The sequence below is a fragment of the Streptomyces durocortorensis genome, assembly GCF_031760065.1.
Lineage (GTDB): Bacteria > Actinomycetota > Actinomycetes > Streptomycetales > Streptomycetaceae > Streptomyces.
In genome coordinates this window covers 3,608,861-3,622,611 of the sequence record NZ_CP134500.1, presented here as the reverse complement: position 1 = coordinate 3,622,611, position 13,751 = coordinate 3,608,861, and the positions used below count along the sequence as shown (strand labels likewise).

Sequence of the window (13,751 nt, the reverse complement as noted above, 5' to 3'; positions counted from 1 at the left end):
CCCCGGCGTCCTGCCGATACTGATTCGTCAGGAGGTGTTTCCGTCGGGTAGGTGTTGCCCATGACTTCTCCCGGTGAAGACCTGCTCCCCAGCACCCGGCGCGCTCTGCTGCACCGTGCCGCCCTCGCCCAGCGGGACGGCCGCGCGCCGTCCCTCGTGGCGGCGGTGCAGCGGCAGGGGCGGCTGGTCTGGAGCGGGGCGCGTACATGCGTCGAGGGGCATGCTCCCGACGCCGATACGCAGTACAGAATCGGCTCGATCACCAAGACGTTCACCGCTGTCCTGGTGCTGCGGCTGCGCGACGAGGGTCTGATCGACCTGGACGACCCGCTGGAGAAGCACCTTCATGGCACGGGTGCGGGCAGCGTGACCGTCTTTCAGCTGCTCGGGCACAGCGCGGGGTTGGGTGCCGAGGCGCCCGCCCCCTGGTGGGAGCGGACTCCGGGTACCCTGCGGCCCGAGCTCGCCGACGTACTGGGTGAGCGGCCTCGGACGCACCCCGCCGGTCACCGCCATCACTACTCCAACCCGGGCTACACCCTGCTCGGTTCGCTGGTCGAAGCGGTCCGGGGAGTCCCGTGGGAGGAGGCGCTGCGCCGCGAGATCCTGGAGCCTCTCGGCATGCACCGCACGACGAGTGAACCCGTGGCGCCGCATGCGGGCGGCTGGGCTGTCCACCCCTGGGCCGATGTGATGCTGAGCGAGCCCGCCGAGGATCTCGGGCTGATGGCACCCGCTGGTCAGCTCTGGTCGACCGCGAGCGACCTGCTGCGGTTCGCCGCGTTCCTGGCCGAGGGGGACGACCGGGTCCTGGCGGCCTCCTCCGTACGGGAGATGCGCGCGCCCGCCGCGCCGACCGAGACCGGGAGCAGCGGCTACGGTCTCGGCCTCCAGATCGTGACGGGTGCGGGGACCGTGCTCTTCGGGCACACGGGATCGCTGCCCGGGTTCGTCGCCGGTCTGTGGATCAATGTGGAGGAGGACATCGCCGCCGTCGTCCTCGCCAACGTCACCTCAGGCCTGCCTGCCGCCACGGTGGCCGCCGAACTTGTGGGGATCGTGGCGGAGGCCGAGCCGAGGATCCCGGAGCCCTGGCGCCCGCTGCCCGAGGTGGACGAGGAGTTGCTCGCCCTTACGGGGATCTGGCACTGGGGTACCCACACCTTCACGCTGAGGCTCCTGGCTGACCGTGGCCTGGAGCTCAAGCCATGGGGCGGCAAGGGGCGTGGTGCGTCCTTCACCGCGGGGCCGGACGGCACCTGGACGGGCCAGGACGACTATTACGCGGGTGAGACCCTCCGCGTCGTACGCAGGGACGACGGCTCGGTGGACCACCTCGACCTCGGCTCGTTCGTGTTCACGCGGGAGCCCTACGAGGCGGGGGCGGCCGTGCCGGGCGGGGTGGACGCGGAAGGGTGGCGGGGTTTCAGCGGCTGACTCCGGGACCGGAACCGGGTGGGTGTTTCACGTGAAACACCCACCCGCCCCTTTGATCGGTCAGAGGGCGAGCTTGAAGCCCACGTGACTGGCTGTGAAGCCGAGCCGTTCGTAGAAGCGGTGTGCGTCCTCGCGAGTGACGTCCGAGGTCAGCTGCACCAACTGGCAGTTCTGCCGACGGGATTCGTCCACCGCCCACTGGATGAGCTGGGTGCCCAGACCGCTGCCGCGTTCATCGCCGTGGATGCGGACGCCCTCGATGATCGAGCGGGTCGCGCCGCGGCGGGACAGCCCCGGGACGATGGTCAGCTGGAGCGTCCCCACGACGCGGTCCTCGCGCACGGCGACGACGACATGCTGGTTGGGGTCGTCGGTCAGCCGCTGGAACGCCGCCCGGTACGGGGCCAGATCGTCCGGTGACTCGCGCTGTGCGCCGAGCGGGTCGTCGGCGAGCATGGCGACCACTGCCGGCAGATCGGCCTCGGCGACGGGGCGTATTTCAAGATCGCTCATGATCGGCATCCTAGGGGCAGGAAGTCCTGGGCCGGGGATCACGCCCGCGCCGGAAACTTCAGCTCTTCGACCGCCCTGACCAGGGGAGCGAGCTCGGGGTTCTCCGCCGCCTCGTCCAGCGCGGCCCGCAGAGCACGGTCATTGGTCGGCCGGGCCGCTTCGAGCAGCGCGAGCCCCGCCTCGGTGACGTCGGTGTAGATGCCCCGACGGTCGGTGTCGCACAGATAGCGGGTCAGCAGCCCGCGGTCTTCGAGCCGGGTGACCAGGCGGGTGGTGGCGCTCTGGCTGAGGACCACGGCGTCGGCGACCTGCTTCATCTGAAGGTGGCCGCCGACGCCGTTGTGCTGGCGGCTCAGTACGTCGAGCAGGGAGTACTCGCGTGCGCTGAGCCCGTGGCCCGTCTGGAGAGCCCGCTCGATGCGGGCCTCGATCTTCCCGTGGAGCAGGGAGAGGGAGCACCAGCCCTGGGCGATGGCAGTCAGGGCGGGGTCGGTCGCTGTCATGTCTCTCTCCTCAGGGCGGGAGCGGTGTGCCTCCAGGATAGCGACGCCTGCAATAGCCCGCGTTTGCAATTAGTCAGCGCCTGCAATTATTGTGTACGCCTGTAAGGCGCATATGCAATCTTCAGGGAAGGCGGAACCCCATGCCGCTCGCGCTCCTCGCCCTCGCCATCGGGGCATTCGGGATCGGAACGACCGAGTTTGTGATCATGGGGTTGCTCCCCGAGGTTGCGGCGGACTTCCAGGTCACTATTCCGACCGCAGGCTTCCTGGTGACCGGCTACGCGCTCGGCGTGGTCCTCGGCGCCCCGCTGATGACCCTGCTGGGCACCCGCGTCACCCGTAAGCGGATGCTGATGCTCCTGATGGGGCTGTTCATTGTGGGCAATGTGGTGTCCGCGCTGGCCCCCGCCTTCGGCGTCATGCTCGCCGGGCGCGTGATCGCCTCCCTCGCGCACGGTGCCTTCTTCGGCATCGGCTCGGTGGTCGCGGCCGATCTGGTCGCTCCGCAGAAGAAGGCCGGGGCCATCGCGATGATGTTCACCGGGCTCACCGTCGCCAACGTCGTCGGCGTACCGCTCGGCACCTACATCGGGCAGTCCGCGGGCTGGCGGACCACGTTCCTCATCGTCGCCGCCCTCGGCGTCCTCGGACTGCTCGGCGTCGCGAAGCTCATCCCTGAGCAGCCCAAGCCGGAAGGCGTACGCATCCGCCATGAGCTGGCCGCGTTCCGCAACGTCCAGGTGCTGCTGGCGATGGCCATGACCGTCCTGGGCTTCGGCGGAGTCTTCGCCGCGATCACCTACATCACCCCGATGATGACCGAGGTCGCCGGCTACTCGGCCTCGTCCGTCACCTGGCTGCTGGTCCTCTTCGGCCTCGGCATGGTGGGCGGCAACCTGGTCAGCGGGAAGTTCGCCGACCGGCATCTGATGCCGATGCTGTACGTGTCGCTCGGTGCGCTCGCCCTCGTCCTCGGTCTGTTCACCGTGACCGCCCACAACAAGATCGCGGCTGCCGTCACCATCGTCCTGATCGGCGCCCTGGGCTTCGCGACCGTGCCACCGCTTCAGAAGCGGGTCCTCGACCAGGCGGCGGGTGCGCCCACCCTGGCTTCCGCGGTCAACATCGGGGCCTTCAACCTCGGCAACGCCCTGTCTGCCTGGCTCGGCGGCCTCGTGATCGCGGCCGGTCTCGGCTACACCGCCCCCAACTGGGTCGGCGCCGCCCTCGCCGCATCGGCCCTGCTCCTGGCCGTGGTCTCCAGCCTGCTGGAGCGCCGCGAGCCCACCGCCGACCACATCGCTGTCGCGAGCGGCCCGGAGCCGGCGGTCGTCGCGGCCCGGTACTGAGGTCCGTCCCCCCGACGCCCTTCCGGACCACCCGTACCACCCCGCACGAACCGCGCGGCGCCAACCGCCGCGCCACACACCCCAGCACGCAAGGAGCAGTTCCATGAGCACCGCCACCACCGCCGTCGCCCCGCTGACCATCCAGGACGCCGAAGCCCTTGTCGAGACCGCCCGCTCTGCGGCCGAGGCGGCCGGTGTCGCCGTCGCCGTGAGCGTCCTCGACGCGGGCGGTCACCTGCTGGCCTTCCGGCGCGATGACCGGGCCGTCCTCATCGCGGGCGAGACCAGCACCCGTAAGGCGTTCACCGCGCTGCAACTGGACACCCCCACCGCGGACCTGGTCGACGCGGTCCGGCCCGGCGGTCTCTTCCACACCCTGCCGACCGCGCTCGACCGCCCGCTGCTCTTCATCGCCGGAGGCGTTCCCCTGCACCGGGACGGCCGTCTGATCGGTGCCATCGGTGTGGGCGGCGGAGCGCCCTTGCAGGACCACGGCTTCGCCATGGCCGCCGCGGACACCCTCCTCTGAGCGCACGGCTCCCGGCCACCGCCGGCCCCCCCGTGGGGGTGCGGCGGTGGCGTGTCAGCCCGTCGCGACCGAGAGCGGGGCGAACCTGCGGGTGGCGTCGCCCGGCAGATCCGGGATGCCGTATGTCATCACGGTGGTCCGGGCGAGGGGCTCCAGCCCTCGGTCCGCCAGCCAGGAGAGCAGTTCCCCATGACGGGCGTCGGCATCCGCCCGTAGCGGCCGGTCCGTCGTCGCGGCCAGGGCGGTGACCAGGGCCTGCGCGGTGTCCGTGTCCCGTGCGACCAGCGGGCCGATCACATGGGAGTGGCCGCTCGGCCAGAGCGCCGCGTAGCCGACCAGCTCGCCGTCCTCCTCGGCCACCTGGAGCCGGTCGGCGAAGGCCGGAAGCCGGGCGAGGAGGTGCGTCCGGTCTATGCCGAACACGGGGAGGTCGAGCCGGACCATCGCCTGCAGATCGGCAGCCTCCGCCGGACGCGTAGTCACCGGCGAGGCGTGGGGGGACGCCGGGGAACCACCGGTGCCGTCCGCCCGGAAATGACCGCCGACCCGCTCGGCCCGGCCCACGGGGAAGAAGCCGATCTTCTCGTAGAGCGGCTGCCCCTGCTCCGTCGCGTACAGGGCGAGCGGGGTGTCCCCGACGTCTTCCATGACCTGCCGCATGAGCCGTCGGGCGAGCCCCTGACGTCCGTGGCGTCCGGCGACGAGCAGCATGCCGACGGCGGCGAGCTGTGGCCCGTACAAGGTCAGCATGCAGGTGGCCGCCAGGCCCTTGCCGTCGGGGGCATCGATTCCGTACCCCGTGCCCGCGGCGAGGAGCAGCCCCCACCGGTGCTCGTCGCGCGGCCAGCCGCGGTCCTCGCAGAGATCGGCGCAGGCGACCAGGTCCTCCCGGGACAGGCGCCGGATCGGCAGGTCGGCGGGAGAGCGGGGTGATGGGCTGTGCATGGGGTCAGGCTGTCTGACGGGATGATCGCGCGTCCACCGGTTTGGCGGAACTGGCCGAGAACCGCAGCCGCCTGCCGCTCCGGATGAGGCCCCAGGGCTTGAGCACCGGGTGGCGGCCTGTGCGGTGGCCGCGTCTGCCGTGACGAACGCGGTGGTGCCGAGCGTAAGCAGGCCGACGGTCAGACCCAGCCCCTGACAGCCCCTGACAGCCCCTGACGGAGACGGCGACACGGGCGACGAGGGGCCCTCGGCGTACGGGGCGTGGTTTCACGTGAAACACGATGCCGAGCGAGGCATCCCGGGTCGTCCGACGGCGGGAGTGTCCATGGATACCGGCAGGGGAGTACGCGCTCCTGCGCCGCGGGCCGCGTCAGCCCGGGGGTGTGTGTCAGCCCAGGTCGGGGGCGTGCATCGCGCGTACGCCTTCGATGTTGCCGTCCAGGTAGTGCCGCAGGGAGAGCGGCACGAGGTGCACGGCCGCGATCCCCACCCGGCTGAACGGCACCCGGACGATCTCGTACTCCCCGCAGGGTGCGTCGACCTCCGGCCCGTGCCGCAGGGAGGCGTCCATCGACGCCAGTCGGCAGACGAAGAAGTGCTGGACCTTCACGCCCGTCACGCCACCGTCCGCGATGTGCTCGACCGTGTCGACGAAGCACGGGACCACATCGACGATCTTGGCCCCGAGCTCCTCGTCGACCTCACGGTGCAGGGCGTCGACGACAGTGGCGTCCTCCGGCTCGACCCCGCCGCCGGGCGTGAGCCAGTACGGATCGACCCCCGGCTTCGTGCGCTTGATGAGGACGAGATCGTCGCCGTCGAGCAGGATGGCGCGTGCGGTGCGCTTGACCACAGGACGTTCGGTCATGGCAAGAGAGTGGCCCGCGGAGCACCGTCTGAAACTCCGCCGGACCGTTCGCTTCGCCTCAGGCCCTACCTGCTTGCCGCGTCCAGTGCCTGTTCGACATCGGCCAGCAGGTCTTCGGGGTCCTCCGCACCGACCGAAAAGCGGATGAAGCCCTCCGCCACGGAGTCGCCGCCCCAGCGTCCCCGGCGCTCGGCGGTGGAGCGGACGCCGCCGAAGCTCGTCGCGTCGTCGACCAGCCGCAGCGCGGACAGGAAGCGTTCGGCGCTCTCCCGGTCGGCCAGTTCGAAGGACACCACCGAGCCGAACCGCCGCATCTGGAGCACCGCTGTGGCGTACGAGGGATCGGTGGGCAGCCCCGGATACCGCAGCCCGGTGACTTCTGTACGCTTCGCCAGCGCCTCGGCGAGGGCGAGGGCGGTGGTGCACTGGCGGTCGGTGCGCAGCTGGAGCGTGGCCAGCGAGCGGTGCGCGAGCCAGGCCTCCATCGGGCCCGGGATCGCACCGACGACCTTGCGCCAGCGCCGTACGTCCGCTGTCAGACCGGGGGCGCGGCAGGTCACATGGCCGAGCAGGATGTCGCCGTGCCCGGTCATGCCCTTGGTGTCGCTGGCCACAGAGAAGTCGGCGCCCAGCTCCAGCGGGCGCTGGCCGATCGGGGTGGCCAGGGTGTTGTCGACCGCGACGAGCGCGCCTGCCGCGTGGGCGGCCTTCACCAGCCGCCGGATGTCGCAGACGTCCAGACCGGGGTTGGACGGACTCTCGATCCACAGCAGCTTCGCGCCCTCCAGCAGGGCGAGCTGGGCATCGCCGCCGGTCGGCGCGGTCCGGACCTCGACGCCGTACGCCGTCAGCTGCTCGCGTACGAGCGGCAGCGCCTGGTAGCCGTCGTCCGGCAGGACCACGGCGTCGCCCGAGCGGACCTGGGACAGCAGCACCGCCGTGATCGCCGCCATGCCCGAGGCGAACACCGTCGTGCCCACCTCCTCACCCGGCGCCTCCAGCTCGCCGATGGCCCGCTCCAGGTGGGTCCAGGTCGGGTTGGTCTCCCGGCCGTAGGTGTAGGGGCCCACCGGCTCGCCGGAGAGGTGGAAGTGGGCGGCGAAGACCGGGCCGGGCAGAGTGGGTTCGAACTGCTCCGGTTCGGGAAGCCCGGCCCGTACCGCACGCGTTCCGTCGCCCATGGTGCTCATGCTGCTCCTTCGCTGGTCTCCCCCGGTCACCGGCCGAGGTGACCCGCACTCTTCCAGAGGTCGGGAACAGTGGTGGGGCGGGTCCGCGATCCGAGAGGCCCGGGATCAGTTCTCGTCGGGCAGGACGACATTGAGCGCCCAGGACACGACCGAGATGATCAGGCCACCGAGCACCGCCGTCCAGAATCCGTCGACGTTGAAGCTGAGATCGAGCACGTCGGCCAGCCAGGAGGTCAGCATCAGCATCAGGGCGTTCACCACCAGGGTGATCAGCCCGAGCGTCAGGATGAACAACGGGAAGGTCAGGAGCTGGACCACCGGCTTCACCAGGAAGTTCACCAACCCGAAGATCAGCGCGACCAGGATCAGGGTGAGGATCTTGCGGCCGGTGCTGCCGCCCTCCAGGGTGATGTTGCCCAGCAGCCAGATGGCCACGGCCAGCGCACCCGCGTTGGCGATCGTCTTGACTACGAAATTCTTCATGTGTCTGATCGTGGCAGACATGATCGGTGGTGGACACCGGCAGCACAGCCACCATCGGCAGCACAGTTATCACCGCAGCGCGGGCGATTAGGGGCGGACGGGCCATGAAAGCATTCAGACTGGACGAGCTGGAGGCGGAACGGGCCGCCAACGACGGCGCCTACCTGCAGTTCGTACGGGAGCGGAACATGTCCGTCGGCCTGTACGCCCTGAACGCCGGGGAGACCGATCCGCAGCAGCCGCACCAGCAGGACGAGGTCTACTTCGTCGTCAGCGGCCGCGCGTCGATCACGGTGGGGATGGAGACGACACAGGTCGGCCGGGGCAGCGTCGTCTACGTGCCCGCGGGGGTGGCCCACAAGTTCCACCACATCACCGAGGACCTGCGAGTGATGGTCGTCTTCTCCCCGCCGGAGGGATGATCCCCGGGTTCCCTAAGGGTTCGATCAGGGGTCTTCAAGGGCTCCCGGGGCCCCGCCCGAGGCCTCCGCGCGCTTAGCATCGAGGCAGGTACTCAAAGAGAGACGAGGTAGAGGCGATGGCCGTGCGGGAGATATTCGCAGGGATGCCCTGGTGGGTGAAGTGGGTGGCGATTCCCGTCATCGCGATCTTCGTGTTCGGCGGACTGATCGCCAGCGTGGTCGGATTCGTGATCAGCCTGCTCTTCAAGGCGCTGGTCTTCGTCGTCCTGGTCGGCGGGCTGATCTTCGTCGTACGCAAGTTCATGACGTCGTCGTCCTCGCGTGGTGACTGGTAGTAACACGGTCGGGAGGCCGGTGCGTTGCCCCCGGGGATTAGCCCAGCTGAGCTAAGTCCCGGAGGAAACCACCCGTCTGCCGGAGGCGGCCGATACAGTGACACACCGTTGCCGCTATCCGGAATGTGACGTTCAGTCACCGAGCCGCCCGAACGGTCATGGGTCCGGTTTCCCGGTTCTCCGGTGCTCTCCGGTCCTCGGGATCGCGGCAGGCCCGTGGGGGCGGCCCCCACGGGAGGGCTGATGGCCCGTCACCATGCCTGGGGGTGACCTTTGACCACGGCATCGAGCACCGCTGTCCCGACGTTGATCGCTTCGGTTCAGCGGGCGTTGAGGCTGCTGGAGGCTGTGGGCGCCCATCGGGAGGGGGCGCCGGCCAAGCAACTCGCACGTGAGGCAGGGCTTCCGCTGCCGACCGCGTACCACCTGCTGCGCACGCTCGCCCATGAGGGCTATCTCCGCCGTGAGAACGGTGTCTTCCACCTCGGCGCGGCCGCCGCGAACCTGACCGCGGCCCCGGGGGTCAGGAACCGCCCCTCCTCCGTCGCCGACTCCCTCGGCCACTGGCGGGACACCATCGGCACCCCCGTGTACTGCGCGGTCTACTGCGAGGGCGAGATCGAGCTCATCGCGGTCGCGGACGCCCCCGACATCCCCGCGGTGGAGGAGTGGGCCTCGTTCCGCGAGACCGGCCACGCGCATGCGATCGGCCAGTGTCTGCTCGCCCAACTCGACGAGAGGGCCCGCGAGGACCACCTCGACCGGCACCCCGTGCGCCCGCTCACCCGTTACTCAGTGCGAGATCGAGCGGCACTTCTTGAGCGGCTGCGAACGCTCCGGAGAGGTGAACCGGTCATCGAACGCCAGGAGTACGCACTGGGGACCGTCTGTGCCGCGATTCCGGTCACGGCCGGTGCCACCATTGCGGCGATGGCCATTTCCGTGCCCCTGGACCGTGAGGAACGGTTGCTGCCCGCAGTCGAACAGCTACGTGGCGAAGTGGCCAGCCTCTTGCGTTCGTTCGTGTTCTCTATCAGTATCTGAAAAATCACTCCTTGTGATCTGCTATCGCGTGCACCACGATGGCGTCAATAGGGCCATGGGGGATCATTCCTGGCCAGTTTCATCTACTGCGGGGTTGAACGATGCGCGAATCGGTTCAAGCAGAGGTCATGATGAGCTTCCTCGTCTCCGAGGAGCTCTCGTTCCGTATTCCGGTGGAGCTCCGGTACGAGGTCAGCGATCCGTACGCCATCCGGATGACGTTCCACCTGCCCGGCGATGCCCCTGTGACCTGGGCGTTCGGTCGCGAACTGCTGCTGGACGGGCTCAACAGCCCGAGCGGCGACGGAGATGTGCACATCGGCCCGACCGAGCCGGAGGGGCTGGGAGATGTGCACATCCGGCTCCAGGTCGGCGAGGACAGTGCGCTGTTCCGTGCGGGCACGGCACCGCTGGTGGCGTTTCTCGACCGGACGGACAAGCTGGTGCCGCTAGGTCAGGAACACACGCTGGGTGACTTCGACGGGAACCTGGAGGAGGCGCTGGGCCGCATCCTGGCCGAGGAACAGAACGCCGGCTGACCGCCTCTCACTTCTTGCGGCGGCGGCCCCTCCCGGTCCGCGCGGGCGCGGCGGCCGTGGCCGCGATGGCGCCCGTGCCCGGGCGGTCCGCGGATACCACCAGCGCGGCGAGCCCCGTGGTCACCGGCACCGAGGCGACCAGGCCGATCGAACCGACCAGCGTGCGGACGATCTCCTCGGCGACCAGCTCGCTGTTGGCGACCGTTCCCACACTGCTCTGCGCGATGGAGAAGAGCAGCAGCAGCGGCAGCGCCGCGCCCGCGTACGCCAGCACCAGGGTGTTGACCACCGAGGCGATGTGGTCCCTGCCGATCCGGATACCTGCCTGGTAGAGCCCTTTCCACCCCATCTCCGGGTCGGCCTGGTGGAGTTCCCACACGGCGGAGGTCTGGGTGACCGTCACATCGTCGAGCACACCGAGCGAACCGATGATGACGCCGGCGAGCAGCAGGCCGCTCATGTCGATGTCGGGGTACAGACCGTGGATGAGGCCGGTGTTGTCGTCGGTGTTGCCGCTCAGGCTCGCCCAGCCGATGAAGAGCGAGCCCAGCAGCCCGATCAGCAGCAGCGAGATCAGCGTTCCGATGACCGCGACGGACGTCCGGGCCGTCACCCCGTGGCACATGTAGAGCGCCGCCAGCATGATGGCACTGGCCCCGATCACCGCCACCACCAGCGGATTCGAGCCCTGAAGGATCGCCGGGAGGATGAACAGGGTCAGCACGGCGAACGACACGGCGAGCGCCACCAGCGCCATCACGCCGCGCAGTCTGCCCACCAGGACCACCGCCAGGGCGAAGATCCCGGCCAGCAGTGCCATGGGGACCTTCCGGTCCACGTCGGTGACCGAGTACTGGAGGTCGCGCGGCGCGTCGGGAGCGTACGCCACGACCACGCCCTGGCCCTCGCGCAGCTGGCGGGGCGCGTCCGGCTGGACGACCTCGACGAACCTCCGGCCCTTGTCGTCCCCGGTGGTCACCTCGACCGTGGCCTTCGCACACTCCCCCTCCTGCTCGTTGACGGCCTCCCGGCCCGAGGGCGTTGAGGTGTCGCCGGTCGGGGGCACCTGAGCGGCGTTGACGTCCGCGCAGTCGACCTGGACGACCTGGACGACCTTGCCGTCCTGGGTCTGCCGGTCGAAGCCGACGCCTGTGCGTTCGTGGTCGGGGACGCCGCCGGGCCAGAACGCGATCAGGCCGACGACGACCGCCGTCGCGAACGGGATCACCACGGCGGCGATGACCTTGCGCAGGTGCTTGGAGACCGGGGCGGCCGGTCCGTGGCTGTGCGAATGCCCGTGGGTGTGGTCGTGCGGGGGGCCCTGGGGCGGCTGGGGTGCGGGGTCGCTCTGGGGAGAGGTCACGGAGGGATCATCGCAAGAACGGCAGGGCCCTCTGGTCAGCTCGCCGGGAAGGACGCTAGCGTGGAGGCACCTTTGCACACGCGGGAGCTCGGAGCACCGGGCTGAGAGGGCGCTTATCGCCGTACATCCGTACGGGGCACGCTGCGCCGACCGCCGAACCTGTTACCGGGTAATGCCGGCGTAGGGAGTAGGTCTCATGACCACAGCGGACGCACGCACGCCTGCCTCCGATCGGAACGACGACGAGGCCGGGAAGTCCATCGGCTGGCACAAGGGGTACGTCCAGGGCTCACGCCCGGACCTCCGGGTGCCGGTTCGACAGGTGCACCTCACCAATGGCAAGGATGTGACGCTGTACGACACCTCGGGGCCGTACACCGACGCCTCCATCGACACCGACGTCCGCCGCGGCCTCGCGCCCCTGCGGGAGAACTGGATCATCGCCCGCGGCGACACCGAGGAGTACGCGGGCCGCCCGGTCCGGCCCGAGGACGACGGACTCAAGCACACCTCGCCGCGCGGCGGACTGCGCAACCTCGACGCGGTCTTCCCCGGCCGCCCGCGCCAGCCGCGCCGCAGCCGTGACGGGCGGCCCGTCACCCAGCTCGCGTACGCCCGGCGGGGGGAGATCACCCCGGAGATGGAGTACGTCGCGATCCGGGAGAACGTGGAGCCCGAGGTCGTCCGCGAGGAGATCGCGGCGGGCCGGGCGGTGCTGCCGGCCAACGTCAACCACCCGGAGATCGAGCCGATGATCATCGGCAAGCGGTTCCTGGTGAAGGTCAACGCCAACATCGGCAACTCGGCGGTCACCTCCTCCATCGAGGAGGAGGTGGACAAGATGACCTGGGCGACCAAGTGGGGCGCCGACACGGTCATGGACCTGTCCACCGGGCGCAACATCCACACCACCCGCGAGTGGGTGCTGCGCAATTCCCCCGTGCCGATCGGAACCGTTCCGCTCTACCAGGCCCTGGAGAAGGTCGACGGCCGGGCCGAGGAGCTGACCTGGGAGATCTACAAGGACACCGTCATCGAGCAGGCCGAGCAGGGCGTGGACTACATGACGGTGCACGCCGGAGTGCGCCTGCCGTATGTCCCGCTGACGGCTCGCCGTAAGACCGGCATCGTCTCGCGCGGCGGCTCGATCATGGCGGCCTGGTGCCTGGCGCACCACAAGGAGTCGTTCCTGTACGAGCACTTCGAGGAGCTCTGCGAGATCCTCGCGACGTACGACGTCACCTACTCGCTCGGCGACGGACTGCGCCCCGGCTCGATCGCGGACGCCAACGACGAGGCGCAGTTCGCCGAGCTGCGCACGCTGGGCGAGCTGAACACGATCGCCAAGCGGTTCGGCGTCCAGACGATGATCGAGGGCCCCGGGCACGTCCCGATGCACAAGATCAAGGAGAACATCGACCTCCAGCAGGAGATCTGCGAGGAGGCGCCGTTCTACACGCTCGGCCCGCTGACCACGGACGTCGCGCCCGCCTACGACCACATCACCTCGGGCATCGGCGCCGCGATGATCGCCTGGTGGGGCACGGCGATGCTCTGCTACGTCACGCCCAAGGAGCACCTGGGGCTGCCCAACCGGGACGATGTGAAGACCGGCGTGATCACCTACAAGATCGCAGCCCACGCGGCCGACCTCGCCAAGGGGCACCCGGGCGCGCAGGAGTGGGACGACGCGCTCTCGGACGCGCGGTTCGAGTTCCGGTGGGAGGACCAGTTCAACCTGGCCCTCGACCCGGACACGGCCCGGGAGTTCCACGACGAGACGCTGCCCGCCGAGCCGGCGAAGACGGCGCACTTCTGCTCGATGTGCGGGCCGAAGTTCTGCTCGATGAAGATCTCCCAGGACATCCGCCGTCAGCACGGTGGCTCGCAGGAGGAGATCGAGCAGGGCATGGCCGAGAAGTCGAAGGAGTTCGCGGCCGCGGGCAACCGGGTCTATCTGCCCATCGCGGACTGACCCGGCCCGATCAGCGACAGCCCGTTCCGGCCCTCCTCGGTGGGCCGGGCGGGCTGGGTCCGTTTCCTTGCGTTACAGGCGACTTGATGGCATTGGTGCCCATTTGACGTGGTTGGGCAGCTTGTTAAGCGACAGTATGGACACGGTCGTGTGGCGGCTGTATGTATGTTTGGCCATCAGCTCACCTTGGCTTGACCCTTTCCTTATCCGTGGCTTACTTTCCGGCTTGCTTGGCCGAAATTGGAAGCCCTCGCAC

General features: G+C 69.5%; 15 protein-coding genes. 8 read left to right on the top strand and 7 right to left on the bottom strand.

Annotated elements, in window-relative coordinates; all coding sequences use genetic code 11:
• Positions 1 to 60: 60 nt before the first annotated feature.
• Entirely contained in the window at positions 61 to 1,437 is a 1,377-nt protein-coding gene (locus RI138_RS15970; protein ID WP_311120474.1) for a serine hydrolase domain-containing protein, read from the top strand.
• Between the two features lie 60 nt (positions 1,438 to 1,497).
• Here RI138_RS15970 and RI138_RS15965 read toward each other — a convergent pair whose 3' ends face one another.
• Positions 1,498 to 1,950 carry a GNAT family N-acetyltransferase gene (locus tag RI138_RS15965; RefSeq protein WP_311120473.1) on the bottom strand — a complete coding sequence of 151 codons (453 nt, stop codon included), beginning with the start codon at positions 1,948 to 1,950 and terminating at the stop codon, positions 1,498 to 1,500.
• Between the two features lie 38 nt (positions 1,951 to 1,988).
• On the bottom strand, positions 1,989 to 2,453 hold the full coding sequence (locus RI138_RS15960; RefSeq protein WP_311120472.1) for a MarR family winged helix-turn-helix transcriptional regulator: 465 nt from the start codon (positions 2,451 to 2,453) through the stop codon (positions 1,989 to 1,991).
• Positions 2,454 to 2,593: 140 nt separating this feature from the next.
• On the opposite strand from RI138_RS15960, the gene RI138_RS15955 reads away from it, so the two are divergent.
• Positions 2,594 to 3,802, top strand: coding sequence for an MFS transporter (locus tag RI138_RS15955; protein ID WP_311120471.1), 1,209 nt, complete (start codon positions 2,594 to 2,596; stop codon positions 3,800 to 3,802).
• Between the two features lie 103 nt (positions 3,803 to 3,905).
• Complete coding sequence (locus tag RI138_RS15950) at positions 3,906 to 4,331, top strand: GlcG/HbpS family heme-binding protein (RefSeq protein ID WP_311120470.1); 426 nt, start codon at positions 3,906 to 3,908, stop codon at positions 4,329 to 4,331.
• A 54-nt stretch (positions 4,332 to 4,385) separates the two neighbouring features.
• Here RI138_RS15950 and RI138_RS15945 read toward each other — a convergent pair whose 3' ends face one another.
• The 4 genes from RI138_RS15945 to RI138_RS15930 form a co-directional block, all read right to left on the bottom strand.
• Positions 4,386 to 5,276 (bottom strand): GNAT family N-acetyltransferase, encoded by an 891-nt coding sequence (locus RI138_RS15945; RefSeq protein ID WP_311120469.1) that lies wholly within the window; start codon positions 5,274 to 5,276, stop codon positions 4,386 to 4,388.
• 388 nt (positions 5,277 to 5,664) lie between these two features.
• A complete protein-coding gene (locus RI138_RS15940) occupies positions 5,665 to 6,144 on the bottom strand; it encodes an NUDIX hydrolase (protein ID WP_311120468.1) in 480 nt (159 codons plus the stop codon).
• Positions 6,145 to 6,209: 65 nt separating this feature from the next.
• A complete protein-coding gene (locus RI138_RS15935) occupies positions 6,210 to 7,334 on the bottom strand; it encodes a cystathionine gamma-lyase (RefSeq protein WP_311120467.1) in 1,125 nt (374 codons plus the stop codon).
• A 105-nt stretch (positions 7,335 to 7,439) separates the two neighbouring features.
• Positions 7,440 to 7,817 (bottom strand): phage holin family protein, encoded by a 378-nt coding sequence (locus RI138_RS15930; protein ID WP_096629827.1) that lies wholly within the window; start codon positions 7,815 to 7,817, stop codon positions 7,440 to 7,442.
• A gap of 104 nt (positions 7,818 to 7,921) precedes the next feature.
• Between RI138_RS15930 and RI138_RS15925 the strand changes: the two genes are divergently transcribed.
• From RI138_RS15925 to RI138_RS15910, 4 genes are all read left to right on the top strand, one after another.
• The gene (locus tag RI138_RS15925) at positions 7,922 to 8,239 is read left to right on the top strand and encodes a cupin domain-containing protein (protein WP_096629825.1); all 318 of its coding nucleotides are present in this window, start codon (positions 7,922 to 7,924) and stop codon (positions 8,237 to 8,239) included.
• A 122-nt stretch (positions 8,240 to 8,361) separates the two neighbouring features.
• Positions 8,362 to 8,574 (top strand): DUF5326 family protein, encoded by a 213-nt coding sequence (locus tag RI138_RS15920; RefSeq protein WP_096629858.1) that lies wholly within the window; start codon positions 8,362 to 8,364, stop codon positions 8,572 to 8,574.
• A gap of 273 nt (positions 8,575 to 8,847) precedes the next feature.
• On the top strand, positions 8,848 to 9,618 hold the full coding sequence (locus RI138_RS15915) for an IclR family transcriptional regulator (protein WP_311120466.1): 771 nt from the start codon (positions 8,848 to 8,850) through the stop codon (positions 9,616 to 9,618).
• Positions 9,619 to 9,719: 101 nt separating this feature from the next.
• Positions 9,720 to 10,157 carry an SsgA family sporulation/cell division regulator gene (locus RI138_RS15910; protein ID WP_096629822.1) on the top strand — a complete coding sequence of 146 codons (438 nt, stop codon included), beginning with the start codon at positions 9,720 to 9,722 and terminating at the stop codon, positions 10,155 to 10,157.
• 7 nt (positions 10,158 to 10,164) lie between these two features.
• Here RI138_RS15910 and RI138_RS15905 read toward each other — a convergent pair whose 3' ends face one another.
• Positions 10,165 to 11,520 carry a YibE/F family protein gene (locus RI138_RS15905; RefSeq protein ID WP_311120465.1) on the bottom strand — a complete coding sequence of 452 codons (1,356 nt, stop codon included), beginning with the start codon at positions 11,518 to 11,520 and terminating at the stop codon, positions 10,165 to 10,167.
• 196 nt (positions 11,521 to 11,716) lie between these two features.
• On the opposite strand from RI138_RS15905, the gene thiC reads away from it, so the two are divergent.
• Complete coding sequence (thiC, locus tag RI138_RS15900; RefSeq protein ID WP_096629818.1) at positions 11,717 to 13,495, top strand: phosphomethylpyrimidine synthase ThiC; 1,779 nt, start codon at positions 11,717 to 11,719, stop codon at positions 13,493 to 13,495.
• The last annotated feature ends 256 nt before the right edge of the window (positions 13,496 to 13,751 follow it).

Excerpts from the sequence above, each read along its gene's own strand:
- RI138_RS15970 (WP_311120474.1), top strand. The coding sequence starts at position 61 with ATGACTTCTCCCGGTGAAGACCTGCTCCCCAGCACCCGGCGCGCTCTG.
- RI138_RS15965 (WP_311120473.1), bottom strand. The coding sequence starts at position 1,950 with ATGAGCGATCTTGAAATACGCCCCGTCGCCGAGGCCGATCTGCCGGCA.
- RI138_RS15960 (WP_311120472.1), bottom strand. The coding sequence starts at position 2,453 with ATGACAGCGACCGACCCCGCCCTGACTGCCATCGCCCAGGGCTGGTGC.
- RI138_RS15955 (WP_311120471.1), top strand. The coding sequence starts at position 2,594 with ATGCCGCTCGCGCTCCTCGCCCTCGCCATCGGGGCATTCGGGATCGGA.
- RI138_RS15950 (WP_311120470.1), top strand. The coding sequence starts at position 3,906 with ATGAGCACCGCCACCACCGCCGTCGCCCCGCTGACCATCCAGGACGCC.
- RI138_RS15945 (WP_311120469.1), bottom strand. The coding sequence starts at position 5,276 with ATGCACAGCCCATCACCCCGCTCTCCCGCCGACCTGCCGATCCGGCGC.
- RI138_RS15940 (WP_311120468.1), bottom strand. The coding sequence starts at position 6,144 with ATGACCGAACGTCCTGTGGTCAAGCGCACCGCACGCGCCATCCTGCTC.
- RI138_RS15935 (WP_311120467.1), bottom strand. The coding sequence starts at position 7,334 with ATGAGCACCATGGGCGACGGAACGCGTGCGGTACGGGCCGGGCTTCCC.
- RI138_RS15930 (WP_096629827.1), bottom strand. The coding sequence starts at position 7,817 with ATGAAGAATTTCGTAGTCAAGACGATCGCCAACGCGGGTGCGCTGGCC.
- RI138_RS15925 (WP_096629825.1), top strand. The coding sequence starts at position 7,922 with ATGAAAGCATTCAGACTGGACGAGCTGGAGGCGGAACGGGCCGCCAAC.
- RI138_RS15910 (WP_096629822.1), top strand. The coding sequence starts at position 9,720 with ATGCGCGAATCGGTTCAAGCAGAGGTCATGATGAGCTTCCTCGTCTCC.
- thiC (WP_096629818.1), top strand. The coding sequence starts at position 11,717 with ATGACCACAGCGGACGCACGCACGCCTGCCTCCGATCGGAACGACGAC.